Genomic DNA, 14,824 nt, shown 5'->3' with positions numbered 1-14,824 from the left:
AATAGGCAGGGTTAGAAGTCAATCCGTCACTGCTTGCGAATACCTACGATCGTCGCTGTGCCCCCATTCATTCGGAAATCGAAGCTGACCTTGTCGCCTACCTTGAGTCCCTTGAGTTGCTGCTCGGTAGCGCTGAAGCCCATGGTCATTGCCGGCCATTTCAGGGCTGATACTGGTCCATGCGCCAAGGTAACTTTACCTGGTTCCAAAGCTTTGATGGTGCCCTCAGCCGATGCAGTCGGAGCCGCCTGGCTGCCTTGGGTCTCGTTGCCTTCCATGGGCATATTCTTCATATCCGTGCCATACATGTCTTGGGCCTGCACCGCCGCCGCAACGGCGAACACCAGGCCAGCGCTGATCAGTAGCTTCTTCATCGGGTTACTCCTGTTTGGGGGTTATCGTGTACAGCGAGTCCGCGGCGCCTGACGAGCCAGTAAGCCGCAGGGATTACAAATAGTGAGAGCAAAGGCGCGGTGAGCATGCCGCCGACCATGGGTACAGCGATCCGGCTCATGACTTCGCTGCCGGTACCGCTACTCCAGAGGATTGGCATCAAGCCTGCGACGATCACTGCTACGGTCATGGCTTTGGGGCGGATGCGCTGCACGGCCCCTTCGCGGATAGCATCCAGAAGCGCAGGTTGCCCCTGCGTACCGTTGCCGTTTCGTTCAGTCCAGGCATTGTTGAGGTAGATCAGCATGATGACTCCAAACTCTGCTGCGACCCCAGCCAAGGCGATAAAGCCGACACCCGTGGCCACCGACAGGTTGTAGCCCATCATGTACAGCAGCCATACGCCGCCGGTTAGCGCAAATGGCAAGGTAGCCATGATCAGCAGCGCTTCACCGAGGCGGCCAAACGTGAGGTAGAGAAGGACGAAAATAATGGCCAGCGTCGCCGGTACTACCCATGCTAAGCGCGCATTGGCGCGCTCCAGGTATTCGAACTGCCCGGAATAGCTCAAGCTTATGCCAGGATCGAGCTTCACCTGCTGATCGACTAGCCGGCGCAGGTCGGCAACGACGGAGGACAGGTCCCGTCTCCGCACGTCGATATACACCCAGCCCGAGGGGCGCGCGTTTTCACTCTTGAGCATGGGTGGACCGTCCGCAATACGCACCCGTGCCACGGTTCCCAGTGTGATTCGCCCCCCTTGGCTGGTGTAAATCGGTAGCTGCCGCAGGGCATCAACAGAGTCACGCCACTCCCGTGGGTACCGAACACTGATGGGATATCGCGCCAGGCCTTCTACGGTTTCGCCGATGTTTTCGCCCCCAACGGCGCCGGCAACAATCGCTTGGACATCAGCAATGTTCAGGCCGTAACGCGCTGCGGATTGGCGGTCGATATCCAGATCGATGTAGCGTCCACCGGTTAATCGCTCGGCGAGGGCGGAAGTCACCCCTGGAACCGTTTTGGCCACCTTCTCGATAGCCTGAGTCACCCGGTCGATCTCATTCAAATTGCTGCCGGCGACCTTTACGCCGATCGGGCTTTTGATACCGGTGGCGAGCATGTCGATACGGTTTCGAATCGGTGGGATCCAGATATTGGTTAGCCCAGGTACCTGCACGGTACGGTCCAGCTCTTCGATCAGCTTCTCAGTGGTCATCCCTGCTCGCCACTGATCCTTCGGTTTAAGTCGGACAGTCGTCTCGAACATCTCCAGCGGGGCCGGGTCGGTCGCTGATTCAGCCCGGCCCGCTTTACCGAAGACACTGGCGACCTCCGGCACCGTTCGGATCAGCCGGTCCGTATGTTGCAAAAGCTCAGAGGCTTTCTGCGCCGAAAGACCTGGCAGGGCAGACGGCATGTACAGCAAATCGCCTTCATCCAGTGGCGGCAAGAATTCGCCGCCGAGCCGGCTCAGGGGCCAGACACTGCTGAGCAAAATTAACAGTGCACCCGCCAACGTGAGCTTTGGCCGGCGTAGAACGATCTCCAATGCTGGGCGATAGAGCCGTATCAGAGTTCGATTGAGTGGGTTGCGCTCTTCTGCCGGTAAACGACCCCGAATCCAGTACCCCATCAGCACGGGCACCAGGGTGACCGACAGGCCCGCTGCTGCTGCCATGGCGTAAGTCTTGGTGAATGCGAGGGGCGCAAACAGCCTTCCCTCCTGAGCCTGCAAGGTGAATACCGGTATGAAGGACAGCGTAATGATCATGAGGCTGAAGAACAGCGCAGGCCCGACCTCGACTGCTGCCTCAGTCATCACTTTCCAATGATCTTCGCCACGCAACGACTTTCCAGGGTGCCACGTATGCCAAGCCTCAACCCGTTTGTGCGCGTTCTCAATCATCACCACAGCGGCGTCCACCATCGCACCGATTGCAATGGCTATGCCCCCAAGCGACATGATGTTGGCGTTGATGCCCTGGTGGCGCATGACGATCAGGGCAATGAGGACACCAACCGGAAGCGAGACGATGGCGACCAACGATGAGCGCAGATGCCAAAGAAATGCAGCGCACACCAGTGCGACCACGATGAACTCTTCAATCAGCTTCTGGCTGAGATTTTCCACAGCACGATCGATCAACTGGCTACGGTCGTAGGTAGTGACCAGCTCGACCCCGGCAGGCAGGCTTTTTTCCAGCGATTCAAGCTTGGATTTGACGTGAGCGATGGCATCTTTCGCATTCTTGCCATTGCGCAGGATTACTACGCCGCCCACCGCTTCGCCCTGTCCATCAAGTTCGCCGATGCCGCGACGTGCCTCAGGGCCCAGCTGTACAGTGGCTACATCGCCCAGTGTTACGGGTATACCCTTCGCAGCCAGGCGCAGGGGAATAGCTCGGAAATCATCGAGTGACTTCAGATAGCCGGAAGCCCTTACCATGAACTCAGCTTCGCCTTGTTCGAGCACGCCGCCACCGGTTTCCTGATTGGCCTTGGCGATGGCGTCCGAAACCTCAACTTGAGTGATTCCCAAGCTGGCCATGCGCAGCGGATCGAGCACTACCTGGTACTGCTTGACCATCCCGCCTATCGTCGCCACTTCGGCAACGTCCGGAAGAGTTTTCAACTCGAAGCGCAGGAACCAGTCCTGAAGGCTGCGCAGCTGTGCCAGGTCATGGGTACCACTGCGGTCCACCAGCGCATACTGGTAGATCCAGCCTACACCAGTGGCATCGGGTCCGAGCACTGGCTTAGCGGACGCCGGTAATCGAGACTGAACCTGGCTTAGGTATTCGAGCACCCTGGACCGCGCCCAATAGAGATCTGTGCCGTCCTCAAACAACACATATACGAAGCTGTCTCCAAATGCTGAAAAGCCCCGCACTGTCTTGGCTCCGGGTACGGAAAGCATTGTGGTGGTCAGGGGATATGTCACCTGATTTTCCACGATCTGCGGTGCCTGCCCTGGGTAGGAGGTGCGGATAATCACCTGCACATCTGACAGGTCAGGCAACGCGTCGATCGGCAAACTGCGCAGAGAGAAAACGCCCCAAGCTACGGCAAACAGTGTTGCCAGCAAGACCAGGACGCGGTTGCCAACCGACCAACGAATCAGGTTCGCGATCATGGCTGGTTCTCCTGCTGGGTTATTTGCTCGATGACCATGCCTTCATCGCGCTCGCGCACTCCAAACCGGATGCGTTCGCCAACCTTGAGTCCGGCAATCAAGCGGGGATCTGCCACAGGGAAAGTCATCGTCATTCCAGGCATGCCCAGCGTCACGAACGGTCCATGAGCGATGGTCAGCTGATTACCTTCTATTTGAACGATGCGCCCATTGGTCTGATGTAGAGCTGGCTGAACAGGTTGCGCAAGTGGAGCATCGCCAGCAGTAACGGCCTCGATACCTTTCAAGCTCGCTTCAGAGTCCAGCAGAAACTGCCCGGACGCCACAACGCGCTGGCCCGCCTGAAGGCCTCGCAGCACGACCACCTGGCCAGCACTTTCCTGGCCGAGCACTACTTCCACCGGCCAGAATCGACCTCCGTCTTCTGACACCATTACGAGATCGCGTTTCCCCGTCCGAATGATCGCCTCGGCTGGCACCAGTAGGCTGTCATCCTGTTGCCCGGACGGATGGAGGGAAACCTGCGCGGTCATGCCTGGGCGTAACCGGCCGCCGGGGTTGGGCAGTTCTATACGAAGCCGCAAGGTGCGGCTTTGCAGATCAGCATCAGCCAGCAATGCGGTCAGCTTGCCGGGAACAGGTTCGCCTGGGAACGCTGCCAGATTCGCCTGCACTGCCTGTCCTTCCTGTAGGCCTTGGGCTTGCGCTTCAGGTACTGCGGCCTCAAGCCAGACGTTCGCGATACCATTGATCTTCGCCAACGTTGCACCCGGTGTCATTGTCATGCCTGGCCGCAATTCCAGAGCCTGAAGGACGCCTGCTGTTGGGGCCAAGAGCGTTACCGAATTCTGGACCCTTCCCGTACGGTCAATCCGGTTGATAAGATCGGCAGGCATACCCGCCAGCAGTAGTCGTTGCCGAGCTGCAGCGCGCAATTCAGTGTCCCCAGATCGCTGAAGCGCCAGGTACTCTTCCTGCAAGCCCGCCCATTCAGGCGTCAACACATCTGCCAATGGGGCGCCCTTGGCAACCATGTCGCCTGTAGCGCGGCCATAGGTGCGTTCGACGTAGCCACCGGTACGAGCCTGCAGAACGCTAAAATCCCGCTCATCGAAGGTAAGCACGCCGCTCACCTGGAGGGTTCGAGCAAGCTGCCCTTTCGCTACGGTAGCCAGACGGACCCCCAGATTTTGTTGGAGCCCCTGTGAAACTTGAACTGCGGGGCTTACCTCAGCAGCAGTGCTTTCCTGGTACTTCGGCACCAGTGGCATGTCCATAAAGGGCGACTTGCCCGGTGCTGGAAAGTGCTGCTGGGGGTACATCGGGTCATACCAATACAGCACCTTCTGTTGCGTTTCAGGGGAGGCAGTGGACACCTGCCCACGCTTTGCTAGCTGATAGCCAACGCCACCGCCGATAGCCAACGCGGCCAATACCACAAGGCTGATAGTTGAATTTCTCATGCGCGCACCTCTCCATACGCGAAGTGCAGCCGTGCAGCTGTCGCGGCCAATTGTCCTTGAAGATCGATGTCTTGCAGTCGTACCTCAACGCGCTGACGTCGAGCGGTGAGAACCTCACTTAAGGGCGATTTACCGGCGCGATAGTCGGCAAGGGCGAGGCGGACCCGATCCTCGGCCAGCGGCAGCAGTGTTTCACGGCTGCGCTGCACTGCTCGCTGCAATCGCTGGTAATCCGCAAGATCTGTCTCCAACTGCGCCTTATGCTCACGCAATGCCGCTTCCTGCTCGTCTTCCAGTTGCCGGACCTGTGCGCGACGTGCCGCGATCATCGGGTCCTGCCGTGAGCCAGCGAACAGGGGTAGTTGGAAACTTACCTGCAGGCTCACCATATTGCTGAAGTCAGGCCCGCGCCGCTGGTAGTCCACCTGCCACCCCCAGTCCGACTTCTTTTCTGCCAAGGCTTGGTGAACCTGAGCTTGTGCTTCCCGCGTAAGGGCGTTGTAGGTCGCCAACTCGGGGTGTGCATGTATGGCGTGTAGATAGTCCGGCGCGCTCACTGCCCACTGCGGAAATGCTTGGGCTTGCGTATCAGCATCCTCCCCAATCCAGCGCTTGAGCGCAGCCCGTGCCTGAGCGGCCTGTGTGAGCAGAACATCTTTTTGCTCATCGAGTTGCGCAGCTTCCTGGTCAGGAGCAAGTGCGTCGGCCGTCGCGCCGGTACCGCCGGCCAGGCGTGCGCGGATTGCTGCGGCCAACAGACGGTTTTCTTTGTAGAAGTCCTCAAACTGCTGCAGTTTCCGTTGAACGGTGTACGCCGCGACCCAAGCTTGGGCTGTGGCAGCACGCACTTTTAAGCGCTCGAACACCGCCTCTGCATCGGCTCGCTCAACGCTCGCTCGTGCCGTCTCAACTCGTGCCTCCCGCTTGTCCCGGTTTGGTACTTCCTGGGAGAGGCCGACAACCTGCATCGTCATGAAATCGCGGTTCATGCTCCAACGATCACTGCCGTCAACAGGAAGGTTCTGCACTCCTAGGTTGAGACGTGGATCAGGCAGCTCGCCTGCTGGGATCACCGCGTGTCGAGCGGCCGTCATTTGCTCTTGCCTGGCCTGGAGGATGGGGGCATTGCGTTCGGCAAGTTGAAGCGCTTCCTCCAGAGACAACGGTGTAGCCTGAGCCGGTAACGTCGACAACAGGCTGATCAGAGCGGCCAGACATGCCATCCCTAATCGGTAACGTGGGGGAGTCATGGAAATGATTCCTCAAAAAATCAGCGCGCAAGCGCATGCCATCATCCGGCTGCAAAACAGGACGATGGGGTGAATTTAAGAGGTAATCAGGCGCGGGGTGGCCGCCAAGGGTCAGGAGGCGCCCTGTTTACGAGGCTCACCGCATAGGTATCCACTGGCCTAGGCGCAGAATAGGTGAGCGTGGGGTTAATTATTTCGACCTGAACTGTGCTCGCGGTTCTACACTCCTGGCCCACTTTGCAGGCTTTGGAGTGGTCGGCAGCTGATCCTGGATCAGTATCCTGGCAACAATCGGGATCCATCCCCGCCATCATCTCCATCCCCATGGTTTGCATGGGGCATGGTTCAATGGCCGAGTCGACTCCCGCCATTCCGTTGAGAGGAAGCGATGCGATTAGAAGCAGGATGGTGAACAGTCGTAGGAGCCGGTTCATGATGGCCGAGTATAGGTTACACGCATGAAATGAGCATTAAGCCGTTTGAGGCTTGGAAGTGGATTGTTTGGCGTGCGGCAGAGCGATGTGAAAACTCGTCACGCCGTCAGCGGAGGTACACCAAATCCGCCCACCATGAGCCTCGATGATCGAACGCGTTATGGCCAGACCCAAGCCGGCGTTGCTTGGGCTTCCTTCCCGCCTTGCAGGGTCAGCGCGATAGAACCGGTCGAAGATTTTGTTGATATGTTCCGGATCAATCGTGGCCCCATTGTTCTGGACGGACAGGTTCACTTGATCAGCCGCCTCGACAATCCGGACGGCGATATCGTGGCCTTCGGGGGTATAGCGCAAAGCGTTGGATAGAATGTTGGAAACCGCCCGGTCAATCATTAGCCGGTCACCACGGATCGTACCTTCGCCTTGAAGGGCAAGCCGAATGCTTCGGTCTTCGGCTGCAAGCTGGTAGTACTCAATCAGTCTGGACACTAGCCCGACCAGATCGATATCAACCTGCTCGGGGATGATCAAGCCGTTATCAGCTTTTGCCAGGAACAGCATGTCATCGATCATGCGCGACATGCGCTTGAGGTCTTCAAGATTGGAGTAGAGGTTGTCTTCGTAGGCATCGAGGTCGCGTTTTTTGGTCAGAACGACTTCGGTATGCGTCAGAAGATTACTTACCGGAGTCCGCAGCTCATGTGCGATGTCGGCTGAGAAGTTTGATAGCCGGACGAACGCGTCTTCCAGGCGTGCAAGCATTCCGTTGAAGGAGAGGATCAGCTCCTGCAATTCAAGCGGCACGGGCTCCAATGGAATTCGCTCGCGAAGGGACCGGGCAGACATGGATGTCGCCACCTTGGTGATCTGCCCAACCGGCCGAAGACCGCTCTTGGCCACGATCCACCCTAATCCTGCACTAACCAGAGCGCTGATGACCAAGCCAATGCCGAACCACCATTGCAGCGTCTTGAAAAAGTGGGCATGGCTGGTGACATCCAGCATCAACATGACTGTTACCGGCGCCTGCGACTGCGCTATAGCCAGTTGAGAGGTAATCCCCCGGAAGTTCCGCGAGTCGATTTTCCAGTCCCAAACGGCGCCAGAAGAGGCCTGCTTAAAGCGCTCAGGGATGCGGGATGCCTTGGAGTCCGAGAACAGGACAGTACCGTCAGCATCAAGAATCTCCGCAGAAAGGTCCTGATGAGCCCCCAACAAAGCACGCAGTTGAGGCTCCTGATCCTCAAGTTCATCACGTGCTGCTGAAAGTGAAAGGATGTGCCGGGTGGATTCGAGTTTCTCGGCCAGGGCTTGCTCATCCAGCATCTGGAAATGGTGCTGACTGAGCATGTAGAAGCTCACGCCGGCAACGACCAATACGGCGATGACCGCGAACATGAACATGAGGGTAAGGCGTTTAACGAGCGACGATTGGGCGCGCATTACTCGGGAACATCCATCAGATAGCCCATGCCACGAACTGTATGTATGAGCTTGGGGGCGAAATCGTCATCAATCTTGGCCCGCAACCTACGAACAGCAACCTCGATCACGTTAGTGTCGCTGTCGAAGTTCATATCCCACACCTGCGATGCGATCAGGGACTTCGGCAGCACCTCGCCGCGTCGGCGCATGAGTAGTTCCAGTAAGGAGAACTCCTTGGCTGTGAGGTCGATCCGCTTGCCATTTCGGGTGGCCCGGCGCTTAAGCAGGTCTACCTCCAGGTCAGCCATCTTCATAGTGGTCTGAGCAGAGCCACTGCTGCCTCTTCGCAGCAAAGTGCGCACACGCGCTAGCAGTTCCGAGAATGCAAAGGGTTTGACCAGGTAATCGTCAGCCCCGAGTTCTAACCCTTTCACGCGATCGTCCACGCCATCACGGGCCGTCAAAAACAAGACTGGGACCTCTTTCCCTGCCGCACGTACCATCCGCAGCACCTCCCAGCCGTCTAGCCCCGGCATCATTACATCAAGAATCAGCAGGTCATACGCCTCGCTCAAAGCGTATTGCAGCGCGTCGGTCCCTGTAACCACACGATCGACGGTAAAGCCTGCCTCCGTCAGCCCTTGCTGCAGGTAGGCCCCGATTTTTGGCTCATCTTCGGCTACGAGTAATTTCATCTGCTGCGCCCCCTTGGATGCCCTTCAGTGTGCAGCAAAAAAGGCACCCAACCAGAAGCTGACGGAAAAGTAATGTCGGGCTCAGCTTGCTGACAGTGCCGGGTAGCTAGCTTGAGCACTGTGAACGGCGCCAATCAGGCGAAACTGACCCTTAGAGGAAACGCAAATGAACATGATCAAAGCGATTGTGATGGTAGTCACCTTCGGCATGGCGAGCCTCGCCCTGGCTGAAGGCGGCGCGGATCGCACCTTCGCCAGGATGGAAGCTGCACGTGCATCTTCCATGCAGGCTTACCAGGTTGCTCAGGAGAAAAAAGCAGAGGCTCCCGTTACCGCCCAAAGCCAAAAGCACCCCGGCCACGAGAGCTGCTGAGCTTAGCTTACAGAAATGTAATCACCCCGGAATCTGAACTATGTCAGCTTTCGGGGTATTGCCTCCCGCAATCCTTGTGCTTTGGCGAAAGTCTACGAGGCTTGGGGGAGCTCAATTGAAACCAGATGGCTGCGGACCCCGCAGTCTGGATATCAGCGATCTACCTGATTGGACGCAACGGCATGCAAAGCAAAACCACGAGACGTTCATTCGTCAAAGGCCTGGCTGCTACCGGACTACTGGGTGGGCTGGGCATGTGGCGCGCGCCGGTCTGGGCCGTAACCAGCCCTGGCCAGCCTAACGTACTGACCGGCACCGATTTTGACCTGTACATCGGGGAGCTCCCGGTGAACATTACCGGGGCAGCTCGAACGGCGATGGCCATCAACGGTTCGCTGCCAGGACCAATACTCCGTTGGCGCGAAGGCGACACGGTCACGCTACGGGTTCGCAACCGCTTGAAGCAGGACACGTCCATCCACTGGCACGGCATCATCCTGCCGGCGAATATGGACGGCGTGCCGGGTCTAAGCTTCCATGGCATCGCTCCCGACGGCATGTACGAGTACAAGTTCAAGGTCCACCAGAACGGCACCTACTGGTACCACAGCCATTCGGGCTTCCAGGAGCAGGTCGGTGTTTACGGTGCGCTGGTGATTGATGCCAAGGATCCAGAGCCTTTCACCTACGATCGTGACTATGTCGTCATGCTGAGTGATTGGACCGACGAAGATCCGGCGCGAGTTATGTCCAAGCTCAAAAAACAGTCGGACTATTACAACTTCCACAAGCGCACCGTTGGCGACTTCGTCGACGACGTGAGCGAGAAAGGTTGGTCTGCTGCTGTGGCCGATCGAAAGATGTGGGCCGAGATGAAGATGAGCCCAACCGATCTCGCTGACGTGAGCGGGCACACCTACACCTACCTCATGAACGGCCAGGCGCCAAATGGGAACTGGACGGGAATCTTCAAGCCAGGGGAGAAAATCCGGCTTCGCTTTATCAATGGCTCGGCGATGACCTATTTCGACGTGCGGATCCCCGGCTTGAAAATGACGGTTGTCGCAGCCGACGGTCAGTACGTTAAGCCAGTGTCGATCGATGAATTCCGGATTGCCGTTGCTGAAACCTACGATGTCATTGTCGAGCCTGAAAACGAGCAGGCTTACACCATCTTTGCTCAATCCATGGATCGCACCGGCTATTCAAGGGGTACCTTGGCTGTCCGTGAGGGCCTGCAGGCACCGGTGCCGGCTGTAGATCCAAGGCCTCTCATCTCCATGAGTGATATGGGGATGGACCACGGCAGCATGGGTGGCATGGATCACGGCGGTATGGCCGGTATGGACCACAGCAAGATGGCCGGCATGGACCACGGCAGCATGGCCGGTATGGACCACAGCAAGATGGCTGGCATGGACCACGGCAGCATGGCCGGTATGGACCACAGCAAGATGGCTGGCATGGACCACGGCAGCATGGCCGGTATGGACCACAGCAAGATGGCTGGCATGGACCACGGCAACATGGCCGGTATGGATCACAGCAATATGGCCTCCAGCGGTGGCATGCAAACTCATCCCGCCTCCGAAACAAACAACCCTCTGGTCGATATGCAGACCATGACCCCTACGCCAAAGCTGAACGATCCGGGGATCGGGTTTCGCGATAACGGGCGTCGGGTTCTCACGTATTCGGATTTGCGTAGCACCTTCATCGACCCGGACGGCCGGGAACCTGGCCGGACCATCGAACTGCACCTTACCGGGCATATGGAAAAGTTCGCTTGGTCCTTCGATGGGATCAAGTTTTCTGACGCAGAGCCGCTGCGGCTCAAGTACGGCGAGCGCCTGCGTATTACCTTGGTCAACGACACCATGATGACTCACCCCATCCATCTGCACGGCATGTGGAGTGACCTGGAGGATGAGGACGGCAATTTCATGGTGCGAAAACACACGATCGATATGCCGCCTGGCTCGAAACGAAGCTATCGCGTAACCGCAGATGCACTCGGGCGCTGGGCCTATCACTGTCACCTCATGTACCACATGGAGATGGGCATGTTCCGAGAAGTCCGCGTGGACGAATGAACTGGAGATACGAGATGAGCAAACCAATGAAACGAAGCGCCTTTTTCCTCTCTGCCGCGATGGTTGGCCTGCTCGCGGTGTACGCCCCGTCTTCCTGGTCCAGTGACAACCATGATCAGCACTCTCAAAAGTCGTCCAACGCGGCGCAATCGAACGGCTCGAAGAGCAAGCAAGCCCAGGGCATGAACCATGAAGGCATGGATCACGGCTCCATGAAAGGCATGGATCATGGCTCTATGGAGGGCATGGATCATGGTTCCATGGAAGGAATGGATCACAGCAAAATGATGGAATCGCATGGCAGCGACAAAGCTAAGGCAGGGAAAAATGGCCAATAGCGTTGCACGACCATCGCTGCTGGCATTCGCCGTTTCTCTAGGTGTGCTGGGCGTTTCGCCCAGCTTCGCCGCTGAAATGGATCATTCCGGAATGGACCACTCGGCAATGGGCCACGGTGCCATGCAGATGGACGACGCCTCATCACAGGCTGCGATGCCGGGCATGGACCACAGCCAGATGGGCGCGAGCAAGCAACCCACGCAACCTGCACCCGTTGATCACAGCAAAATGGGCCATGGCCAGCCCAAAGCGAAACCCGCCTCGATGGACCACAGCAAGATGGACCATGGAAGCATGAAAGGCATGGATCACGGGTCCATGGAAGGCATGGATCATGGCGCGATGGGTCATTCCACGATGGGAAACGGGAACGCTGATTCGCCGACCCCGACCAGCCGTACGCCAATCCCGGTGCTGACTGATGCCGACCGGCAGGCTGCCTTCCCCCCGCTTGACGGGCACAAAATGGATGACAGCGGGTTCAACAGCTTTTTCTTGCTGGACCAACTGGAATACCAAGATGCCGATGAAGGTAGCACGCTTGCTTGGGATGCATCCGGCTGGGTGGGCGGCGATATCAATAGGCTCTGGATTCGCTCGGAAGGTGAACGAACCAATGGTGTGACTGAAGATGCTGAGCTGCAGCTCCTCTATGGCCGCTCGGTAAGCCCGTGGTGGGATGTTGTCGCCGGCGTCCGGCAGGATTTCAAACCGGAGGATCCGCAGACCTGGGCTGCGTTCGGTATTCAGGGCCTGGCCCTGTATGACTTCGAAGCTGAAGCCACCGCCTTTATCGGCGAGAACGGTCAAACCGCTGCCCGTCTGGAGGGCGAGTACGACATCTTGCTAACCAATCGTTTAATTCTTCAGCCAACCGCTGAGGCCAACTTTTATGGCAAGAACGACCCGGAACGCGGCGTCGGCTCTGGCCTGGCAAACACCGAAGTCGGGCTGCGGTTACGGTACGAGATTGTTCGCCAGTTCGCGCCATACATAGGTGTCACCTGGAGCCGTTCCTACGGCAAAACCGCCGATTTCATTCGGGATGAAGGCGGGGACGTGGACGAAGCTCGTTTTGTGGCCGGTATTCGGATGTGGTTTTGAGAACTCAACATGAAAAAAACAATTACAACGCTGGTGGCGGCAGGTGCTGTTACTAGCGCAGCAGTGCTAGGTGCTGCTTACTTCGGTCTCGTGAACGTTGGTGCGGACGACCCACACTTCCCCGCTGTGCATGCGTTTTTGGCCATGGCGCGGGATCGCTCGATTGAAGTCCGAGCAAGCGACATTGAGGTGCCAAACCTTAAAGATCCTGCTCTCATCCAAGCAGGGGCAGGCAACTACAACGCCATGTGTATCGGTTGCCACCTCGCGCCAGGGGTGGAGAAAACTGAACTCAGCCAAGCCCTATACCCATCCCCACCAAACCTCACCGAGATAGGTGTAAGCGGTGACCCTGCTGCTGCGTTTTGGACCATCAAGCACGGTATCAAAGCGACAGGCATGCCAGCCTGGGGTAAGAGCATGGACGACCAGTACATCTGGGGAATCGTCGCGTTCCTGGACCAGCTACCGCAACTCAATGCTGAGCAGTACCAGATGATGGTCGCTTCCAGTGGTGGTCACCAACATGGCGGTGGCGAAAGCGATATGCATAACCATGAAGGCCAACACGGTGGTGCGAAATCAGGTCATGGAAATCATGATGATTCCGCAGCAAACGGCGTGGCTGAGGAAAGTCATGATCATGGCAGTTCGCATTCGGAGTCTTCATCAGTAGCGGAGCACCACGGTGAACACGAGTCCGGCGAGGCGCACTCGGACCACCACACAGGTTCTACTCCCAAAACCCATGTGCACAAAGACGGGAAGGAGCACACTCATGACAAGTAAGCGCCGCTTCCTCGGTTTAAGTACCGCAGCGTCACTTCTAATCGCCTCAGCCGCCTTTGCTGCGGAGCCCCTGACTATCGATGTGCACCGGGACGCTAATTGCGGTTGCTGTAAGAAATGGATAGCGCACTTGGAGGCAAACGGCTTCAAGGTCGTCGACCACGTTGAAACGGACATGAGGGCGGTGAAGCAAGAGCTAGGAGTAGCTCCGAGGCTGGCTTCGTGTCACACCGCGGTTATCGATGGCAAGTTTGTGGAAGGTCACGTCCCCGCAGCCCAGGTGCAGGAGCTCATAAAGCGCAACGACCTGGCAGGCGTCGCGGTACCTGGCATGCCCGCTGGCTCACCAGGTATGGAGGTTGATGGCATGAAACACGCCTATCAAGTCATCGGCCTCACCAAGAGTGGGGACGATCAAGTAGTTGCCAGTTATCCTGACACGTAATGCAAGATGCCCCGGGGGAAGGGCTTCTGCCGGCCAGCCGACCAGCTGCAGCGCTGGTCGTGGTCAGCTTACTCCAAGACTTACCCTGTCCCTTCGGTCAGTTTTGACCTCTACAGTTAATTCCAGCAGAGCGATATTCGAGGATTTTCAACTCACCTGTTGAGTCCTCGTAATTCATCTGTGTCGGCATCACGTCGCAGCTACCTTTGAGCGAAGTCATACTGATAACTCTCGCCACATCCAGTTTCATTCCGTAGCGATAATGGATCACTTCAGGTGGTTTTTTTCCATTGGCAGCGGCGTAGGCACGCATTGCTTGCTCATTTGCCTGAATCATCTTTCCGTGTAAGCGATCAGATCCTCCTTCAGCTAAAGCGGATGAGGAGGCGATTACGAGCATGAGGGCGGCAATGCTTTTAGCGGTGTTCATTTCTGTTACTCCATGAAGACATGAGTGAAGCTTACCGACTGGGAGCTGTCATCCACGTGATCCAGGAATTACATGTTTGTAAGCAGGCTATCGATAATGATGGCTCTGAATACACGTGAAAGCCGCGTCGTTTCAGGCTGCGACAGTTTTAATTCTCTAGCGAATCAGTCTGAACCGGCGTTTTGGGTGATTGCGACAGTTTTGCGTTTCCTCTCCAAATGGCTGCAGGCCGCGAAAGACGGGACCCTCTAGCGACAGTTTTAATTCTCTAAATCCAACTTGGTTTCGTTGAATTAAAACAGTCGTCGAACAATTAAAACTGTCGCCGGTAGAGGGGAAGCGCTCGTTTCCCTTCATCGGACGGTTTCAACCGTCTCCCTCGCGTCCCGTCTCCCCCTTGGTCTGGCGTTCGCCTATGCCCCTTCCAATTCAGACTGATGAACCTTTTCTGTCAT

General features: G+C 57.2%; 13 protein-coding genes. 6 read left to right on the top strand and 7 right to left on the bottom strand.

Going from position 1 to position 14,824, the window contains the following annotated elements:
* Positions 1-26: 26 nt before the first annotated feature.
* The 6 genes from LU682_RS29540 to LU682_RS29510 all read right to left on the bottom strand — a co-directional run bounded on the left by LU682_RS29540 (position 27) and on the right by LU682_RS29510 (position 8,796).
* Complete coding sequence (locus tag LU682_RS29540) at positions 27-374, bottom strand: copper-binding protein (RefSeq protein ID WP_011953092.1); 348 nt, start codon at positions 372-374, stop codon at positions 27-29.
* Entirely contained in the window at positions 371-3,529 is a 3,159-nt protein-coding gene (locus tag LU682_RS29535) for an efflux RND transporter permease subunit (protein ID WP_060489272.1), read from the bottom strand. The genes LU682_RS29540 and LU682_RS29535 overlap by 4 nt, the downstream gene beginning before the upstream one ends.
* On the bottom strand, positions 3,526-4,992 hold the full coding sequence (locus LU682_RS29530; RefSeq protein ID WP_060489270.1) for an efflux RND transporter periplasmic adaptor subunit: 1,467 nt from the start codon (positions 4,990-4,992) through the stop codon (positions 3,526-3,528). Before LU682_RS29530 ends, LU682_RS29535 begins: the two co-directional genes overlap by 4 nt.
* Positions 4,989-6,242, bottom strand: coding sequence for a TolC family protein (locus LU682_RS29525; RefSeq protein ID WP_060489267.1), 1,254 nt, complete (start codon positions 6,240-6,242; stop codon positions 4,989-4,991). Before LU682_RS29525 ends, LU682_RS29530 begins: the two co-directional genes overlap by 4 nt.
* A 470-nt stretch (positions 6,243-6,712) precedes the next feature.
* The gene (locus LU682_RS29515) at positions 6,713-8,119 is read right to left on the bottom strand and encodes a heavy metal sensor histidine kinase (protein WP_060489264.1); all 1,407 of its coding nucleotides are present in this window, start codon (positions 8,117-8,119) and stop codon (positions 6,713-6,715) included.
* Complete coding sequence (locus LU682_RS29510; protein WP_060489262.1) at positions 8,119-8,796, bottom strand: heavy metal response regulator transcription factor; 678 nt, start codon at positions 8,794-8,796, stop codon at positions 8,119-8,121. Before LU682_RS29510 ends, LU682_RS29515 begins: the two co-directional genes overlap by 1 nt.
* A gap of 166 nt (positions 8,797-8,962) precedes the next feature.
* Here LU682_RS29510 and LU682_RS29505 point away from each other — a divergent pair, with 166 nt between their 5' ends.
* The 6 genes from LU682_RS29505 to LU682_RS29480 all read left to right on the top strand — a co-directional run bounded on the left by LU682_RS29505 (position 8,963) and on the right by LU682_RS29480 (position 13,939).
* Positions 8,963-9,169 carry a co-regulatory protein PtrA N-terminal domain-containing protein gene (locus LU682_RS29505; protein WP_011953085.1) on the top strand — a complete coding sequence of 69 codons (207 nt, stop codon included), beginning with the start codon at positions 8,963-8,965 and terminating at the stop codon, positions 9,167-9,169.
* Positions 9,170-9,351: 182 nt separating this feature from the next.
* Positions 9,352-11,262: a copper resistance system multicopper oxidase gene (locus LU682_RS29500; RefSeq protein WP_289176121.1), complete on the top strand. Its 1,911-nt coding sequence runs from the start codon at positions 9,352-9,354 to the stop codon at positions 11,260-11,262.
* A 14-nt stretch (positions 11,263-11,276) separates the two neighbouring features.
* Positions 11,277-11,600 (top strand): hypothetical protein, encoded by a 324-nt coding sequence (locus LU682_RS29495; protein ID WP_012269845.1) that lies wholly within the window; start codon positions 11,277-11,279, stop codon positions 11,598-11,600.
* Complete coding sequence (locus LU682_RS29490; protein WP_060489260.1) at positions 11,590-12,705, top strand: copper resistance protein B; 1,116 nt, start codon at positions 11,590-11,592, stop codon at positions 12,703-12,705. The genes LU682_RS29495 and LU682_RS29490 overlap by 11 nt, the downstream gene beginning before the upstream one ends.
* A gap of 9 nt (positions 12,706-12,714) precedes the next feature.
* Positions 12,715-13,494 carry a c-type cytochrome gene (locus LU682_RS29485; RefSeq protein WP_011953081.1) on the top strand — a complete coding sequence of 260 codons (780 nt, stop codon included), beginning with the start codon at positions 12,715-12,717 and terminating at the stop codon, positions 13,492-13,494.
* On the top strand, positions 13,484-13,939 hold the full coding sequence (locus LU682_RS29480; RefSeq protein WP_011953080.1) for a DUF411 domain-containing protein: 456 nt from the start codon (positions 13,484-13,486) through the stop codon (positions 13,937-13,939). The genes LU682_RS29485 and LU682_RS29480 overlap by 11 nt, the downstream gene beginning before the upstream one ends.
* 97 nt (positions 13,940-14,036) lie before the next feature.
* On the opposite strand, the gene LU682_RS29475 is transcribed toward LU682_RS29480, so the two are convergent.
* A complete protein-coding gene (locus LU682_RS29475) occupies positions 14,037-14,369 on the bottom strand; it encodes a DUF2790 domain-containing protein (protein WP_011953079.1) in 333 nt (110 codons plus the stop codon).
* Positions 14,370-14,824 lie beyond the last annotated feature (455 nt).

This window comes from Pseudomonas alloputida, from assembly GCF_021283545.2.
Taxonomy (GTDB): Bacteria; Pseudomonadota; Gammaproteobacteria; order Pseudomonadales; family Pseudomonadaceae; genus Aquipseudomonas; species Aquipseudomonas alloputida.
This window is presented reverse-complemented; position numbering and strand designations above follow the sequence as displayed.

Excerpts from the sequence above, each read along its gene's own strand:
- LU682_RS29500 (WP_289176121.1), top strand. The coding sequence starts at position 9,352 with ATGCAAAGCAAAACCACGAGACGTTCATTCGTCAAAGGCCTGGCTGCT.
- LU682_RS29525 (WP_060489267.1), bottom strand. The coding sequence starts at position 6,242 with ATGACTCCCCCACGTTACCGATTAGGGATGGCATGTCTGGCCGCTCTG.
- LU682_RS29530 (WP_060489270.1), bottom strand. The coding sequence starts at position 4,992 with ATGAGAAATTCAACTATCAGCCTTGTGGTATTGGCCGCGTTGGCTATC.
- LU682_RS29495 (WP_012269845.1), top strand. The coding sequence starts at position 11,277 with ATGAGCAAACCAATGAAACGAAGCGCCTTTTTCCTCTCTGCCGCGATG.
- LU682_RS29535 (WP_060489272.1), bottom strand. The coding sequence starts at position 3,529 with ATGATCGCGAACCTGATTCGTTGGTCGGTTGGCAACCGCGTCCTGGTC.
- LU682_RS29475 (WP_011953079.1), bottom strand. The coding sequence starts at position 14,369 with ATGAACACCGCTAAAAGCATTGCCGCCCTCATGCTCGTAATCGCCTCC.
- LU682_RS29510 (WP_060489262.1), bottom strand. The coding sequence starts at position 8,796 with ATGAAATTACTCGTAGCCGAAGATGAGCCAAAAATCGGGGCCTACCTG.
- LU682_RS29485 (WP_011953081.1), top strand. The coding sequence starts at position 12,715 with ATGAAAAAAACAATTACAACGCTGGTGGCGGCAGGTGCTGTTACTAGC.
- LU682_RS29540 (WP_011953092.1), bottom strand. The coding sequence starts at position 374 with ATGAAGAAGCTACTGATCAGCGCTGGCCTGGTGTTCGCCGTTGCGGCG.
- LU682_RS29490 (WP_060489260.1), top strand. The coding sequence starts at position 11,590 with ATGGCCAATAGCGTTGCACGACCATCGCTGCTGGCATTCGCCGTTTCT.
- LU682_RS29515 (WP_060489264.1), bottom strand. The coding sequence starts at position 8,119 with ATGCGCGCCCAATCGTCGCTCGTTAAACGCCTTACCCTCATGTTCATG.
- LU682_RS29480 (WP_011953080.1), top strand. The coding sequence starts at position 13,484 with ATGACAAGTAAGCGCCGCTTCCTCGGTTTAAGTACCGCAGCGTCACTT.
- LU682_RS29505 (WP_011953085.1), top strand. The coding sequence starts at position 8,963 with ATGAACATGATCAAAGCGATTGTGATGGTAGTCACCTTCGGCATGGCG.